The sequence below is a fragment of the Mesorhizobium sp. M0437 genome, from assembly GCF_040321335.1.
Classification (GTDB): domain Bacteria; phylum Pseudomonadota; class Alphaproteobacteria; order Rhizobiales; family Rhizobiaceae; genus Mesorhizobium.
In genome coordinates, this window is sequence record NZ_JAMYRK010000095.1 from 1 (window position 1) to 16,113 (window position 16,113).

General features: G+C 58.5%; 14 protein-coding genes and 2 pseudogenes. 14 read left to right on the forward strand and 2 right to left on the reverse strand.

Annotated features, from left to right (window positions below):
- Positions 1–450: pseudogene (gene virG / locus NKI72_RS31740) on the reverse strand (two-component system response regulator VirG); the annotation flags it as partial.
- Between the two features lie 1,290 nt (positions 451–1,740).
- On the opposite strand from virG, the gene NKI72_RS31745 reads away from it, so the two are divergent.
- The 14 genes and pseudogenes from NKI72_RS31745 to NKI72_RS35555 all read left to right on the forward strand — a co-directional run bounded on the left by NKI72_RS31745 (position 1,741) and on the right by NKI72_RS35555 (position 14,115).
- Positions 1,741–2,526 carry a type IV secretion system lytic transglycosylase VirB1 gene (locus NKI72_RS31745; protein ID WP_352851843.1) on the forward strand — a complete coding sequence of 262 codons (786 nt, stop codon included), beginning with the start codon at positions 1,741–1,743 and terminating at the stop codon, positions 2,524–2,526.
- 74 nt (positions 2,527–2,600) lie between these two features.
- Complete coding sequence (gene virB2 / locus NKI72_RS31750) at positions 2,601–2,906, forward strand: pilin major subunit VirB2 (protein WP_023673707.1); 306 nt, start codon at positions 2,601–2,603, stop codon at positions 2,904–2,906.
- Entirely contained in the window at positions 2,906–3,232 is a 327-nt protein-coding gene (locus NKI72_RS31755; protein ID WP_023679584.1) for a type IV secretion system protein VirB3, read from the forward strand. Before virB2 ends, NKI72_RS31755 begins: the two co-directional genes overlap by 1 nt.
- Complete coding sequence (gene virB4, locus NKI72_RS31760) at positions 3,232–5,601, forward strand: type IV secretion/conjugal transfer ATPase VirB4 (protein WP_023685155.1); 2,370 nt, start codon at positions 3,232–3,234, stop codon at positions 5,599–5,601. Before NKI72_RS31755 ends, virB4 begins: the two co-directional genes overlap by 1 nt.
- Positions 5,602–5,614: 13 nt before the next feature.
- Positions 5,615–6,298, forward strand: coding sequence for a TrbJ/VirB5 family protein (locus NKI72_RS31765; protein WP_023673704.1), 684 nt, complete (start codon positions 5,615–5,617; stop codon positions 6,296–6,298).
- A gap of 58 nt (positions 6,299–6,356) precedes the next feature.
- Complete coding sequence (locus tag NKI72_RS31770) at positions 6,357–7,244, forward strand: type IV secretion system protein (RefSeq protein WP_023762840.1); 888 nt, start codon at positions 6,357–6,359, stop codon at positions 7,242–7,244.
- 27 nt (positions 7,245–7,271) lie between these two features.
- Positions 7,272–7,430 carry a type IV secretion system lipoprotein VirB7 gene (locus NKI72_RS31775; protein ID WP_081731114.1) on the forward strand — a complete coding sequence of 53 codons (159 nt, stop codon included), beginning with the start codon at positions 7,272–7,274 and terminating at the stop codon, positions 7,428–7,430.
- Positions 7,427–8,140, forward strand: coding sequence for a type IV secretion system protein VirB8 (locus NKI72_RS31780; RefSeq protein WP_023679587.1), 714 nt, complete (start codon positions 7,427–7,429; stop codon positions 8,138–8,140). The genes NKI72_RS31775 and NKI72_RS31780 overlap by 4 nt, the downstream gene beginning before the upstream one ends.
- Complete coding sequence (locus NKI72_RS31785; protein ID WP_023679588.1) at positions 8,137–9,021, forward strand: TrbG/VirB9 family P-type conjugative transfer protein; 885 nt, start codon at positions 8,137–8,139, stop codon at positions 9,019–9,021. Before NKI72_RS31780 ends, NKI72_RS31785 begins: the two co-directional genes overlap by 4 nt.
- Entirely contained in the window at positions 9,014–10,153 is a 1,140-nt protein-coding gene (gene virB10, locus NKI72_RS31790; protein WP_023679589.1) for a type IV secretion system protein VirB10, read from the forward strand. Before NKI72_RS31785 ends, virB10 begins: the two co-directional genes overlap by 8 nt.
- Positions 10,137–11,177 carry a P-type DNA transfer ATPase VirB11 gene (virB11, locus tag NKI72_RS31795; protein WP_023673699.1) on the forward strand — a complete coding sequence of 347 codons (1,041 nt, stop codon included), beginning with the start codon at positions 10,137–10,139 and terminating at the stop codon, positions 11,175–11,177. Before virB10 ends, virB11 begins: the two co-directional genes overlap by 17 nt.
- Positions 11,178–11,894: 717 nt before the next feature.
- Positions 11,895–12,581: a response regulator gene (locus tag NKI72_RS31800; RefSeq protein ID WP_352722050.1), complete on the forward strand. Its 687-nt coding sequence runs from the start codon at positions 11,895–11,897 to the stop codon at positions 12,579–12,581.
- A 178-nt stretch (positions 12,582–12,759) separates the two neighbouring features.
- Positions 12,760–13,448: pseudogene (locus NKI72_RS31805) on the forward strand (IS6 family transposase).
- Positions 13,449–13,461: 13 nt separating this feature from the next.
- Positions 13,462–14,115 carry a hypothetical protein gene (locus NKI72_RS35555; RefSeq protein WP_502894663.1) on the forward strand — a complete coding sequence of 218 codons (654 nt, stop codon included), beginning with the start codon at positions 13,462–13,464 and terminating at the stop codon, positions 14,113–14,115.
- A gap of 384 nt (positions 14,116–14,499) precedes the next feature.
- Here NKI72_RS35555 and groL read toward each other — a convergent pair.
- Positions 14,500–16,113, reverse strand: a 1,614-nt coding sequence (gene groL, locus NKI72_RS31815; protein ID WP_352851845.1) for a chaperonin GroEL, incomplete at its 5' end; no start/stop codon positions are given.

Here is a 16,113-nt window from a genome sequence, read left to right on the forward strand (position 1 = left end):
CTCCGCACAGATCAGTCGCCGCTGCTTCACGCTGAGCTTCCAGGCCCCAAAGCGAAATGAGCGCTGCTCTCTGGTTCGCGGACTAGAAATGCGCTGGCGTAGCGCTACTCGAATGCGGGCCAGGAATTCGCGCATCCCGAAAGGCTTGGGAATGAAATCGGTTGCGCCGAGCTCCAGTGCAACCACTTTTTCCGCCTCATCAAGCCGGTCGCCGCTGATCACTATGATAGGAACATCCGATTTTGTCGCCAAATTGCGGACGATCGCAAGTCCATCCTCCCGGCCTAGGTTAAGGTCAACAACCACGAGATCGACTGGCTCACGTGAAAGAACATAGTCAAACTGCTTGCTATCGTGGACTGCGGTTACCTTCAGGGCATGCATCGTGAGATACTCGGCGATGAGGCGCCGCATTGCGGCATCATCGTCAATGACAAGAACATGTTTCAACGGCACACCTTCAATCTTGAATCCCCTTGTCTAAACCTGTTGCCGAGCAACCCTGGGGCACCGACCCAGAACAGCTGCTCCTTGATACCACTCGCCGTTGCGTGCGGCCAATGTGAGGCCGTGCTCGTCCTGTTCTTTTCATCCCCAGCGAATTGACCGCACCAAGGCAGCCCGTGGCCACCAGACAGGTCCAAGCGCCGACATGACCCTGCCGTGTGGTCCTTCGCTTTTTCGCTTCGAGCTCCCCCGTTGGTGCAGGCCTGCCAATATCACTCAAGTTCGACCTCATGGATGCCAAGTTTCCTGCTATGCCCTTGCATCCTGGTCATCCTGGAGTTTGCGGACCTGGATCATCTCGATATCCTCCGGCTCGTGGATCCAGCTCGGACATGGTTGAGCAGCGCGGCGTTTGGCTTGATCGGAGAGGCGGTCGGCGGAAGAAGACCGTGATTCGCTGCAGCGGCCTTGTGCAAAATAGTGTGTCTCCTGCCAAGCCGGCTTCGTCCAAGGTGGCCGGCGGCCTCAAATGCTGTTCGGCGACCGGCAGGTCGCCGGTTGCGGTGAACGTCCGGGCTAACATTTCTCAGTTACTGCAACTCCTCCATCCTGAGCGTGTCACTATGCTTGTCCATTGCGCCGTCGGACTCCGTCAATGACGTGCCGTTATCTGCCGATGGGACTGTGCATGATCCACCCTTTGGCGGCGGCGGCCGAACAGCTGAACGAGGCTCGCACCAGGATGGGCTGCGCCGCCACGTCTTCCCAGTTGACCCTCGCCGCCGCGGATTTGCGCCTTCGAGCCAGCTTCGCGGACGAGCTCGCGTCTCGAGCAATGATCTGAGTGTGCCGGGCCGCGCATGGCTGCTCTTTAAGGACCGGCAGCATACCGGCAAAGTTGGGCCGCTTTATCGCCTTAGTCGATTCCCCACGGTGTTCCCGAGCCTGAACAAGCCCGCCAAGCTCCCCATTTTGTCCTTGGCTTGGCCCTGACAGAAGTACCATCCATGACGCCAAAGTCGCGGCCCACCCTCCAGGAGCAACGGACGGCCGGGACGAGCAATCCTGTACAGGAGTCATTGTACCAAGATGCTCCGGATGTCGCTGGCTGATCGGGCCCGCGCCACCCACGCATGCGCAAGATGCTCACCCACGCTGATACGAACACGGTCTTTGCTTCAATTGAAACCGAAAAGCTGAACTTGAACATCACACAGTAACAAACCTCCCCGATAAGCGCGTGCCGGACAGGCCAGAACCCGTCCGGCGGCTTGGAAAGGTAGGTGATAGGGAATGTTTATTGCAGCTTGGCCGCTGGCCGTCGTCCTGTTGACATCCATGTCACTCCCAGCCGAGCCCGCGCCACTTTCTCCGCGTGAGTTCCGCAGCCTGTCGCGCAAATGCGCTCCCTGGGTTGCGCCGTCCACCCTCGCCGCGATTGCCAAGATTGAAAGTGGCTTTGACACGCTGGTGGCTCATGACAACACCACAGGTGAGCAGCTTCGCTGGATAGACCACCTGGAAGCCACGCGGGGCATCAAGGAACGCCTCGAAGCACAACATTCTGTCGATGTTGGATTGATGCAGATAAACAGCAAGAACTTTGCCATGCTCAATCTTACGCCGGAAAGGGCTTTCGAGCCCTGCGCCTCGCTTTCGGCTGCCGCCCACTTGCTTGAAAGCCGGTATGCCGGCGGCACCACTGCTGTGGCACAGCAACTGGCGCTTCGCCGTGCCATCTCGGCCTATAACACGGGCGACGTCACGCGTGGCTTCGCCAACGGTTATGTACGCAAGGTCGAGTCGGCCTCAAAGGACATCTCAAGTCTCCTTGAGCGAACGCTGGAGCCGACTGCTCGAGATGTGCCGCACCTTGAGGCACCCGGTCGGAAAGCCGTGCCGCCTCTGCTCCAGCAGAGCCAACAGGCCAATAGAAAGAAGCAGCCCAACCAAGATTCTTGGGACATTTGGGGCTCGTATCAGCCAGACCGCTCCGGGGCCGATCCCTCCGGTCCGACAGGCAGCCAGGCTGCGAAAGCACGGGAACCCGCGAACCCGAACAAACTCGTATTCGATTGAAACATGGAGATGCAATGATGACGCCACTCAAGATACTTCGTGCGCTTAAAACGCGTGTTCCTTCGCCTTTTTCCATGCTGCGCATGGCGGCTGAATATGTACCGGCCGCTGCTGCAGGCGCGGCGTGGACGGTCTTCTACAGCGGGCCAGCCGCGGCTCAGGTGACCGGAGGGACGGATCCTGCCAAGATGGTCCAGAATATCTGCACGTTCATACTTGGCCCCTTTGGACAATCACTGGCCGTGCTCGGGCTCGTAGCCATCGGTATCTCTTGGATGTTCGGTCGTGCTTCACTTGGCCTGGTTGCGGGTGTCGTTGGAGGGATCGTCATCATGTTCGGGGCCAGCTTCCTGGGCAAGGCGCTCATAGGCGGCGGCTGATGAGCGACCGGTTGGAAGTGAGCACCCTCTATGTGGCGGCGACGCGCCCCGCACTGTTTCTGGGGGTGCCGCTGACGCTGGCCGGATTGCTCATGATGTTGGCTGGGCTTGTTATCATTATCCTTCAGAACCCGCTCTACGAAATCGTTCTCGCGCCACTCTGGTTCGGAGCACGGCTGGTTGTTGAGCGTGACTATAACGCGGCAAGCGTCGTGCTGCTCTATTTGCAGACGGCCGGCAGAAGCGTGGACGGGCCGGTCTGGGGAGGCGCAAGCGTCAGCGCCAATCCGATCAGAGTGCCGAAACGCGGAAGAGGAATGGTGTAATGTTCGGCGCCAGCGGCCGGACCGAGAGGTCTGGCGAGATCTACCTTCCGTATGTTGGTCACGTAAGCGATCAGGTTGTCCTTCTGGAAGACGGATCGATCATGGCCATGGCACATGTGAACGGTGTGCCCTTTGATTTGGAAGACGCTGAGATGCGCAACTCGCGCTGCCGCGCGTTCAACACTCTCTTGCGCAACATCGCCGATGACAATGTCTCGATATACGCTCATCTTGTGAGACACAACGATGTGCCGGCGCCGGCGCCGCGCCAGTTTCAAAGTGCATTCGCTGGCAGTCTGAGCGAGGCCTACGAGCGTCGTGTGCTGTCGGGAAAGCTCTTTCGCAACGATCACTTCCTCACTTTGATCGTGTCCCCCCGCACCGCAATCGGCAAGATCGGCTTGCGGATTGCCAAGTCCCGCAGACGGAATGAGCACGATCTAGCCACCCAAATGCGGAGCCTGGAAGACCTCTGGCACATCACTGCTGGCGCACTCGGCGGTTACGGTCTGCGCCGGTTGGGCATTCGTGAGAAAGGCAACGTGCTCTTCACGGAAATCGGCGAGGCGCTTCGGCTCATGATGACTTGCCGGTTTCTTCCGGTTCCGATGGTTACCGGCTCACTTGGCGCCTCGATCTACACTGACCAGGTCATCTGCGGGAAGCGGGCGCTTGAGATTCGAAGGCCCGGGGATAGCTCCGTCGGATCATTGTTTTCGTTCCGTGAATATCCGGCGACGACGCGGCCGGGCATGCTAAATTCCTTGCTGTCCGCCAACTTCCCGCTTGTCCTGAGCCAGAGCTTTTCCTTCCTCACTCGCCCACAAGCTCATGCCAAACTAAGCCTTAAGTCCAGCCAGATGACGAGTGCCGGCGACAAGGCTCTCACCCAGATCAATGAACTTGCCGAGGCAGAGGACGCACTGGCAAGCAACGAATTCGTGATGGGTTCGCATCATCTGAGCCTGTGCGTCTATGCCGACAGCCTCAATAGCCTTGCAGATCGCGCAGCAAGTGCCCGCGCACGGCTGGCCGACGCGGGCGCCGTTATCGTCCAAGAGGGCATCGGCATGGAGGCCGCATATTGGTCCCAACTTCCGGGGAACAACAGGTGGCGCACGCGCCCGGGGGCGATCACCTCACACAATTTTGCCGGGCTCGTCTCATTTGAGAACTTCCCAAGCGGTTCCAGTTCCGGCCACTGGGGCAATGCTGTTGCGCGCTTTCGCACAAACGGTGGAACTTCTTTCGACTACATCCCCCATGAGAATGACGTCGGCATGACGGCAATATTCGGGCCCGTTGGCAAAGGCAAGACGACGCTGATGACCTTTGTCCTCGCGATGCTTGAGCAAAGCTTGGTCGATCGCAATGGTGCGATCGTCTTCTTCGACAAGGATCGGGGTGGTGAACTGCTGGTGCGAGCCACGGGAGGGACATATCTTGCGTTGCGCAGAGGCGCTCCGAGCGGCTTGGCCCCTCTGCGTGGACTGGACAACACCTCCGCCTCCCGGGACTTTCTGCGCGAGTGGTTGATGGCCCTGATCGAGAGCGACGGCCGTGGTCCGATCTCGCCGGAGGAAAGCCGTCGGCTGGAACGCGGCATTGTTCGTCAGCTTTCGTTCGAACCCCCTATGCGCTCACTTGCGGGCCTGCGCGAGTTCCTATTGCACAGCCCCTCCGAGGGCGCAGGAGCACGGCTGCAGCGGTGGTGTAGAGGGGGGGCGCTTGGATGGGCCTTTGACGGCGACGTGGACGAAGTAAGGCTGGATGCCTCCATTACGGGCTTCGACATGACGCAGCTCCTGGAATATGAGGAGGTCTGTGCACCGGCCGCCGCATACCTTCTGCATCGAGTGGGCGCTATCGTCGATGGTCGTCGGTTCGTCATGAGCTGCGACGAATTTCGATTCTATCTACTCAACCCCCAATTCTCGGCCGTTATCGACAAGTTCTTGCTCACGGTCCGCAAAAACAACGGCATGTTGATACTCGCAACGCAGCAGCCTGAACACGTTCTGGAATCGCCTCTCGGAGCTAGTCTCGTTGCGCAATGTATGACGAAAATTTTCTACCCATCACCGACGGCGGACCGCTCTGCGTATGTCGATGGCTTGAAGTGCACTGCGCAGGAGTTCGAGGCAATCCGCCAGGGAATGGCAATCGGCAGCCGCAAGTTTTTGCTCAAGCGCGATAGCGGGAGTATTGTTTGCGAATTCGATCTTGGGCAGATGCGCGAGTACGTAGCCGTACTCTCGGGGCGGGCCAACACAGTGCGCTTTGCCGACCAGCTTCGTAACCAGCACGGAGACGCCCCAAGTGGGTGGCTCGACAAGTTCATGGCCCGGTACCACGAAGTTCAAGACTGACGGAGGAATATTCATGAAATTTGCCAAACTTGCAGTAACGACCCTTGCTGCTTCCCTTCTGCTTCACGGACAGGCCCGTTCGCAATTTATCGTCAGCGACCCTGTAACAGAAACACAAGCGACCTTAACAGCGCTTTCCAATGCGGCGATCCTTGAGAGGTCAATCGAGACGCTCGCTACCACGATTGAAATGGTGACGATTCTAACGTCGTCATTCGCTGTCACGGGACTGCTAAGCTCACTGAACCAAGGAAATCACTACCCGTCGAGCAATAAGCTGGAGGAGCAGATGTTTGATGCTCGGGCGCCAGCTTCGATTATGGCCCGTAACATTGCGAAGGACCCAAATCGGATAGTCAACGGCACCGATTCAGAAGCGAAACTGTTACAGGGACAAATCGCCGGGGCCGCCAATGCCGCAGCTATTGCAGCCGACACTTTGGGCATGATGGACAAGCGCCTTAAGGATAACGCCGGCACGCTTGGTCAGCTTTCCCGCTCGGGAAATATTATGCAGGCCACCGTGACCAACGGTCTGGTCCTCAAGCAGATTCACGATGCGATGATCCAAAATGTCCAGGCCACGAGTCTGCTGACAATGGCCACTGCACAAGGGAGCCTTCACGCCGTGGAGGAGGCCGCCACGCAGCGTCGCGAACATCAGGACACCGCTAATATGTTTAGCATCCTCCCGTAAACCACACAGAGTTCATCAGGCTCAGCTGCGCTGATCAGGGACACATCAGGCTCACGCCATGAATTTCAAAATTCCCGCGCCATTCACGACTATACACACGATCTTTCATGGGGCCTTCACGTCCGGGCTGCACAAAGTGCTTGAAAACGTCCAAGCGGCGGTCAGTGCGCCTCTGGTTGCGTGTGTCACGCTCTGGATAATAATCCAAGGCTGTCTGGTCATGCGTGGTCAAGTCGATGCGCGCGGGGGTATCTCGCGCGTAATCATGGTGTCGATTGTCGTCGCCCTTATCTTAGGGCAGGCCAACTATCAGCAGTACATTGAAGCGCTCTTCGACGACACGATTCCGAGGTTGGCTCACGACATCAGTGGCAGCGACTTGCCCTTCATCGGAATCCCCCAGAAGCTCGATCTCATGTTTGCTTCAAGCCAGTATGTCTTTCAGCTGATTGCTTCCGAAATTGGGCCTATGAACGGCCAGGACATACTTGCTTTCGAGGGAGCGCAATGGATTTTCTACGGCGCGCTGTGGACAGCGTTCGAGATCTACGATGCCGTTGGAATTCTGACGAAGGTGCTCTTGACGATCGGCCCCCTGGTCCTTGTAGGCTACCTTTTTGATCACACTCGAGACATAGCCACCAGATGGATCGGCCAACTGCTCTCGTACGGGCTGCTGCTTCTCCTCCTCAACATCGTTGCAACGATAGTAATCGCTGCCGAAGCAGTCTCGCTGGCAGCCATGCTTTTGATGATCAAATTCTCGGGCACGACAGCAGCCAAGATCATCGGGCTTTACGAGCTCGACATGCTTTTCCTAGCTGGTGACGCTCTGATCGTCGCGCTTCCGACGATCGCCAGCAGCATCGCCGGCGGCTCTTGGGGAGGTGCGAACCGACCTCTTAACAGCCTCAATCGCCACTTTGCCAAAACGGCGGGTGGTTAATCAATCGACAAGCTCGGTGCCAAAAACATGAAATATTGCCTACTTCTGTCAATCCTCGCTTTGGCCGCCTGCAAGACGAGCCATGGGCTTGCGACATGCGCGGGTGCCCCATTCCAACTGAACGTGGGACAATGGGAAACCACCCCTGAGGATCTTCAGGTCGAATGCGCGGAAGAGCCAAAGTGAAAGTTCCTGAACATGCCCTTCTGGTGGAGAGAGAAACGCTAGCCGCCCACTATAAGAAGGTGGAAGCGTTTCAAACTTCACGAGCGAAGTCTGCGCGGCGCCTGTCAAAGGCCCTGATAGCCTTTGCCGCAGCGGCGGTCCTAGGAAATGTTGCCCAGGCATTTACCATTGCTGCCATGGTCCCGTTGGCCAAGCTCGTACCTGTGTTCCTCTGGGTCCGGCCGGATGGGACCGTCGACAGCGAAGTGTCAGTCTCTCGACTGCCGGCAACCCAAGACCGAGCCGTCATAAATGCTTCGCTGTGGGAATATGTACGCCTGCGCGAGGGGTACACAGCAGATACAGCCCAATACGCCTATGACCTCGTATCCAGTTTCAGCGCGCCGGCTGTGCGACAGCAATATCAAGATTTCTTCAACTATCCGAATCCCACCTCGCCGCAAGTCACGGTCGGCAAACGCGGCAAGCTCGAGGTCGGGCATATTTCTTCAAACGACATCAGTCCGGACGTTCAACAGATCCGTTACAAACGTACGCTTGTTGTCGATGGGCAGATGCCGATAGTGACCACCTGGACAGCTACCATCCGCTACGAGCGCTTGACGGGTCTGCCTGGGCAATCGAGGCTCACCAATCCGGGAGGTCTACTCGTCACTTCCTATCAAAGCTCGGAAGATAGCGTATCGAACCTGGGCTATGTGCAGCCATGACAAAAAGAGCGTTTCTCGCGCTGGTCTGTTCACTCTTCTTAACGATGGAAGCGTCCGCGGAAGACACACCACTTGCCGGCAAGCATGATGCGCGCATGCGCTACCTGGCTTACCGTCCTGACGAAGTGGTGCGCCTGTCTACCGCAGTGGGGGCAACGCTGGTTGTCACATTCGCGGCCAACGAGACAGTCGCAGCCGTGGCCGTTTCCAATAGCAAAGACCTGGCTGCGCTCCCGCGCGCCAACTATCTCTTTTTTAAGGCTAGCCGGATGCTCCCGCCGCAGCCGGTCATCGTGCTGGCCGAGAGTGAGTCCGGTACACGGAGATACGTCTTCAGTATTTCAACGAGAGCGATGCCAAAACTCGATGAGCAGCAACCTGACCTATACTACAGTGTGCAGTTCACCTATCCTGCTGATGAGGCTGCTGCTCAGAGAAAGGACGCAGAAAGGCGCTCGATTCTTGGTCAGGCCCGGGCGAAAGTGCTGCGCGACGAGAGAGTTCAGGATTTGTTGAATCGGCCCGCCGCAACTACCAGTCCGGACGAAAGCAATTTTCACTACGTCGCAAAGGGCGATCGATCGCTGGCGCCGCTGGAAGTTTTCGATAATGGCTTTACCACCGTATTTGGCTTCGCAAGCAATTCCCGCATACCCTCCCTCTACATTATCAATCCCGACGGCAAGGAAGCCGCTGCCAATTACACGGTCAAAGGAGACTATGTTGAAGTATCCGCAGTCGCCCGGGAATGGCGTCTGAGAGATGGCAATACGGTCTTGTCCATTTTCAACAGGGCTTATGACCCTGTGGGACGAGCGCCAGGGACCGGTACAGTGACACCCGACGTGTGGCGCGTTTTGAAAGGCCCGGCCGATGAATGAAACCGGCCCACAGTCGGGACATGATGTCCATGCCTCAGGATCGATGGTCTCGGAGCCGGCCCGCCGGCATGTTTCGGGATTGCAGAAGTTGGCCGTCGCTGCTCTTGTTCTCATCTCATCTCTATCGCTCATCTGGCTCGGCGGTCGTCCCAGCACACAAGACGAGCCAACTCAGCCAAAACCTCCAATTGTCGCCGACGCCGAGCCATTCCGCCCCGTGCCGATTGAGATTGCTCCCGAAGCTCCAGCACCCGTACAGGCGGCGCAGGCAGGAGATCCTGCGCCATCCACGCCGCCTCCGGCGCCAGCTGATCCGCCGCCGGAGGAAACACCAATTTTCGCCTACAGTGGCAGCGGTCAAATGCCCAACGACGGTCAGCGGAGCGAAGACAACCATAGGGATGCTCCCGCGACCTCGCATGAGATTTCAGACGCTGGCGATCTGACGGGGCGATTGAAGCCAGATATACAGGAGCCAAGCCGGGCCACACTTTTGCCGCACCCTGATCTCGTGATTACCCAAGGAACGATAATTCCCTGCATTTTGCAAACGGCAGTCGACACAAATTTACCGGGTTATGTGAAGTGCGTCTTACCTAAAGACGTCCGCGGCGCCACCAACAACGTGGTGCTTTTGGATCGCGGGACGACCGTGATTGGCGAGATCCAGCGTGGTCTCCAACAGGGGGATGCGCGTGTCTTCGTGCTGTGGACGCGCATCGAAACGCCTGACCATGCCCTCGTTTCGCTAGCGTCGCCGGGCGCTGACGAGCTCGGCCGCTCCGGAATGCCTGGCACGGTGGATAATCACTTCTGGCAGCGCTTTGGCGGAGCAATGCTCATGAGCGTCATTCAAGGCGCGTTTCAGGCCGCCGGTCAATACGCTGGCAGCTCAGGTGGAGGAAGCGGCATCAACAGCTTCCAGAGCAACGCCGGACAAGCCGTTGACACGACCCTTAGAGCAACGATCAACGTTCCGCCAACTCTGAAGAAAAACCAGGGAGATGCTGTATCGATCTTTGTGGCTCGGGACCTCGATTTCTCAGATGTATACGATCTTAGACCGATCGCCGTGGCGCCAGCCCCCCAACATCGCCAACGCCGGAGAGACAACAATGCGACCGGAGGCTGACCCTCAATTGCGTTTGCTTCTCAACCCTGTTTTGAAATGGCTTGAGGAGCCAAGGACCGAAGAGGTCGCTATCAACCGGCCTGGGGAAGCCTTTGTCCGACAGGCCGGCGTTTTCACGAAACATCCGCTACCGCTATCTTATGACGATCTGGAGGACATCGCGATCCTCGCTGGAGCGCTGCGCAAGCAAGATGTCGGACCGCAAAGCCCCCTCTGTGCGACTGAGCTGCCGAACGGAGAGCGGCTGCAGATCTGTTTGCCGCCCGCTGTTCCCTCAGGAACAATAAGCCTGACGATACGGCGTCCCTCAAGTCGTGTGACCGAACTCAAGGAAGTTTCTTCTCGCTACGAATACTCGCGTTGGAATCAATGGCGGTCACGAAAGGAGCGCCAAGAGCGGCAGGACGAAACGATTCTTCAGCACTACGACCATGGTGACTTGGAGCAATTTTTGCGAGCATGCGTTTGCGGGCGGCTCACGATGCTGCTTTGCGGACCTACTGGAAGCGGCAAAACGACAATGAGCAAGACTTTGATCAACGCTATACCCCCGCAAGAGAGGCTGATAAGTATCGAGGACACGCTCGAACTTGCAATCCCGCACGAGAACCATGTCCGGTTACTCTATCCGAAGGACCGAGCAAGCGTAGGTGCGGTGACAGCCGAGCAACTGTTGCAAGCCAGCTTGCGCATGCGCCCTGATCGAATATTGCTTGGCGAGATGCGCGATGATGCTGCTTGGGCCTACCTTAGCGAAGTCGTCTCCGGCCATGCGGGATCAATATCAACGATTCATGGGGCGGATCCGGTCCAAGGCTTTAAAAAGCTCTTTTCACTCGTCAAGAGCAGCCCGCAAGGAGCTGCTGTGGAAGACCACACGCTTCTTGACCTGCTGTCGGCTGCCATTGACGTCATTGTGCCGTTCAGTACCCACGGCGACGTGTATGAGGTGGGGGAGGTGTGGCTCGCCGCCGATGCCCGGCGACGCGGAGAGACAGTAGCCGACCTTCTTAACAAGCACTAAGGCTAGAGCACGTCGGGGATCGGTAAGTCGTTTGTGATACGATGGCGTAATTTGTTCAAATTGAACGTCCACTTTGATTTGAGGGAGGTGGATAATGGGAGGAGGACTGGGCGTAGACCTTCGGTCACAAGTCTGAAGTCTTCGGGCGCCCTGTCGGCGCGGCAAGTTGCGGCACGATTCGACTGGGTGTATCGAGCGCGTCCGCTGAATTGCGCGGGCGACGCTCACCGAGCTGGTGCCGATGCCTGCTTCAAAAGCGGCATCGACACCCGGCAGGTCGTACCCTTGATTTACCTAGCCGCGCTCAATGAGTGTCTTCAAAGCCGCCGAACGTGGTTCGGAATGACCGGTGGTAAATCGGGAAGTGCCATATAGGGAATCCTCCTGGTATTGCCTCCAGGGGGTCCTCTCAATGAACAAAGCCGCAACCTGCCTTGCGACCTCAGCTGGAGTTTGCGACGCAACCCATAGGAGGATCGATGCGCAGAGAAATCGCAGGCAGAGTCGGTGGCATTGTGGGCTGGCCGACCGACGGTTTCAGCCCGTCAACAGGTCTTCACGTGTTCCATCCCCGACTATTGCAGGCGTGCGGCTTGCATGCTCCCGCGATCACCCATCGGAAAGAGCGTTACGAACACTACGAAGAGTTGCGCGACTTCCGCTGTCGCCCCGGTCTTACAGCGGACGGTGACCTGTCCGACCTTGATAGGACGTGAAATGCGAACGCTGCTCATTGATCATCATGTGGATCTTACGCGCGCTGTGCGAGTTGCGCTCGGGGATAGCGGTTTTGCCGTTGATGTAGTTGGCAACCTGGAACAGGCGTCGAGGGCATTTTGTTGCGCAACCTATGAAATTCTCCTGCTGGAGTTGGCTCTGCCAGATGGCGATGGCTTGGGCTGGCTGAGACAGCTAAGGAGCGACGGGCATTCAGTTCCAACCCTCATTATGAGTAGCATCAACGATCTCGAGAAGCGAATTGCAATTTTCAACGGTGGCGCGGACGACTTTCTGCTCAAGCCCGTCTCTTTCGATGAGCTCATCGCCAGAATGAGAGCCATTCTGCGCCGGTCGACACAGGTGACCGACCCCATCGTTGTATTTGGCAATCTCAATTTCGATCCGATCGGCCGACAGGTTTCCGTCTCGGGTCATCCTCTGAAGATCGCACGCCGCGAACTATGTATTTTAGAGCATCTGCTTATCCGTGCAGGCCGCATCGTGCCTCGTGCGCAGTTGGAAGATCACCTCTATTCGTTCAACGACGAGGTATCTGCCAACGCGCTTGAAGTCGGAATCTATCGCTTACGTGGACACCTGAGTAGGTCAGGTGCAACGCCACGGATCACGACCGTGCGCGGCATTGGTTACCTTCTTGAATTGACTGAGGCGGCATCCGCATAGTTGGTCTAAATTGAAAGAACAGACTGCCTGCCCGTCGTCATGTTGAGCTTGTGGCCATAATCGACATCGCGGCCGCCCTTGACGATGGTGTCGGCATGCGGTTCGAACGGCTCTGTCGCAAACCTTTTGGTAAGCGGAGCATGGCAAGAAACACTCCTCAGCTGTGGAGGAGCACGTGATGTTCAACGGCCGCCATTTCGACCAGTCGGTGATCCTGCTGTGCGTGCGCTGGTACCTGGCCTACACTCTGAGCCTGCGCGATCTGGAAGAGATGATGGCCGAATGCGGCTTGAAGGTCGCCCATTCCACCGTGCATCGCTGGGTCGCCCACTTCTCGCCGTAGCTGCTGGAGCGCTTCAACCGGCGCAAGCGTGTGGTCGGCAGCAAGTGGCATATGGACGAGAGGTACATCAAGGTCTGCGGCCATGGATGTATCTCTACCGCGCCATCGACAGCCTCGGCGACACGGTCGAGTTGTTCTTCAGCGAAAACCGTGACCTGGTGGCGGCCCAACGCTTCCTCCACAAGGCGCTGACGCGCGATGGCCGGCCGGAGCGCATCGTCACCGACGGCAGCCAGACCAATTACGAAGCGATCCTTTCCTGCGACGCTGAAAGCCGGCTGCGGCAGCGATCGCGGCGACCGCTGAAGCCGATCCGCATCCGCAATAGCCGGTATCTCAACAATCGGATCGAACAGGATCACCGGCGTATCAAGCGCCGCATTCCATCCATGCTCGGCTTCAAGTCGCAGGCGAGCGCCGTGGTTATCCTCTCCGGCATCGAGATGATCCACATGATGGGCAAGCGACAGGCGAGGTATGCCTACAAGTCTGTCGATCGCTGTTTCGATATCCTCGCTGCCTGACGGACAGGCCGAAATGGCCGTTCACACCCCCATTTCCAGGTTTGCGACAGAGCCTTTTGTCGGCGTTGCCGGCTTCGAAGGGCCGGTGCGCGCCGAGCGCATCAAGATCACCCCCGGCCACCTTGCTGCGGCCACTCGCCGAGTACGAAGCGGTGGTCGGAGGGAGCTGGTGATGACGACGCTAGATCATGACCTGCTGATCGCAATCCTGGATCGGCTGAAGTTGGGCAAGGCCACCCACGCCTGCTCCGAGGCCCTCCAGGGCAATGGTCTGAGACCTGGGCTCAAGCCCTTCGGCGAGGAGAATGAGACGCCGCTGGAGCTCGGGTGCAAGCGCTGCCACGCCCGCTCCGAGGCCCCACAAGGCCGAAGCGCAGTCGTCGGGGTCACGAGGCCCCTCTGCCACGACGACGAGACGCTGCTGGAGCCCGGTTGCAAGGGCTCCACAGATGGCCTGAACCTGGATCCGCCTTTCTTGAGGCGTTGCGACTATCATCGCGGCGACACGCAGCTCTTGATTTGTGTGCGACATCCTCAGCAGATCCATCGGGCTGAGCCGCTCAGCAATATCAACGAGAATGTCCAGCGGCAGATCAAGGATACTCAGAGGAGGAAACCCTTGATCTTGAGGCTCAGAGCGCGTCTGCTCCACTATAGAACAGGATGATTCACCGGGTCCTTCAACGCCAGCCGCCGGTCCGATGAGAGAATTGTCCCTGATATCACGCTCGATGGGGTTAAATGCCGAGATGGGCGCCTTGCCACGCTCCTCAATGCCCCTCATGATTCACCGCCTATAGCTACCAACTGAATGAATCATCGTGATTGTCGCGCAGCGGAATCCTCAAGGATCGGGCAGTTCGTAGGGGGCGCCGGTTTGACCAGGTTGAGCCCGCGAATTGCTCGATCGGACAAGATCCTAATTCTCGACCATGCGGTGAGGCTCGAAGGAGATCCTCGGGACGCACTCCAAGTTGTCGATCATGTTCGGCACACAAGGAAAGGGCGGCATTGCTGCCGCCCTTTCCGCTGTAGGTTGATAGGGGCTGGATTAGAAATCCATACCGCCCATACCGCCCATGCCGCCGCCGCCCATGCCGCCAGGCATGCCGCCGCCAGCCGACTCCTTCTTCGGAGCCTCCGCGATCATGGCTTCGGTGGTGACCAGCAGGCCGGCGACCGAGGCCGCGTCCTGCAGAGCCGTGCGCACAACCTTGACCGGATCGACGATACCCATGGCGATCATGTCGCCATATTCGCCGGTCTGGGCGTTGTAGCCGAAGGTCGCGCCCTTGTTCTCGAGGATCTTGCCGGCGACGATCGATGCTTCCGCACCGGCGTTGGCCGCGATCTGGCGGGCCGGAGCCTGCAGCGCGCGACGCACGATGCTGATGCCCGCGGTCTGGTCGGAGTTGGCGCCAGTGACGGTGATGGCCAGCGAAGCGCGCAGCAGGGCGACGCCGCCGCCGGGAACGATGCCTTCTTCGACGGCCGCACGGGTCGCGTTGAGGGCGTCATCGACGCGGTCCTTCTTTTCCTTGACTTCGATCTCGGTCGCACCGCCGACGCGGATGACGGCAACGCCGCCTGCCAGCTTGGCGAGACGTTCCTGCAGCTTCTCCTTGTCGTAGTCTGAGGTGGTCTCTTCGATCTGCTGCTTGATCTGGGCGACGCGGCCCTGGATGTCTTCCTTCTTGCCGGCGCCGTCAACGATGGTGGTGTTCTCCTTGGAGATCGACACCTTCTTGGCGCGGCCGAGCATGTTGAGGCCGACATTCTCGAGCTTGATGCCGAGGTCTTCGGAAATGACCTGGCCACCGGTGAGGATGGCGATGTCTTCCAGCATGGCCTTGCGGCGATCACCGAAGCCCGGCGCCTTGACGGCAGCGATCTTCAGGCCTCCACGCAGCTTGTTGACGACCAGCGTGGCCAGGGCCTCGCCTTCGACATCTTCCGAGATGATGACCAGCGGCTTCGAGGTCTGCACGACGGCCTCGAGGATCGGCAGCATGGCTTGCAGGTTGGAGAGCTTCTTCTCGTGGAGAAGAATGTAGGCGTCTTCCAGATCCGCAACCATCTTCTCGGCGTTGGTGACGAAGTAGGGCGAGAGATAGCCGCGGTCGAATTGCATGCCTTCAACGACTTCAAGCTCGGTCTCGGCGGTCTTTGCTTCCTCGACGGTGATGACACCCTCATTGCCGACCTTCTGCATCGCTTCCGCGATCATCGAGCCGACCGACACGTCGCCATTGCCGGCGATTGTGCCGACCTGGGCAACCTCTTCCGAGGTCTTGATCTTCTTGGCGTTCTTGATCAGCGTCGCGACGACGTCGGCGACGGCGAGGTCGATGCCGCGCTTGAGGTCCATCGGGTTCATGCCGGCGGCAACCGACTTGTGGCCTTCCTGGACGATCGACTGTGCCAGAACGGTCGCGGTGGTGGTGCCGTCGCCGGCGATGTCGTTGGTCTTCGAAGCAACTTCGCGGACCATCTGCGCGCCCATGTTTTCGAACTTGTCCTCAAGCTCGATTTCCTTGGCGACGGTGACGCCGTCCTTGGTAATGCGCGGCGCGCCGAACGACTTGTCGATGACGACGTTGCGGCCCTTGGGGCCGAGCGTGACCTTCACCGCGTCGGCGAGGATGTTGACGCCGCGCAGCATGCG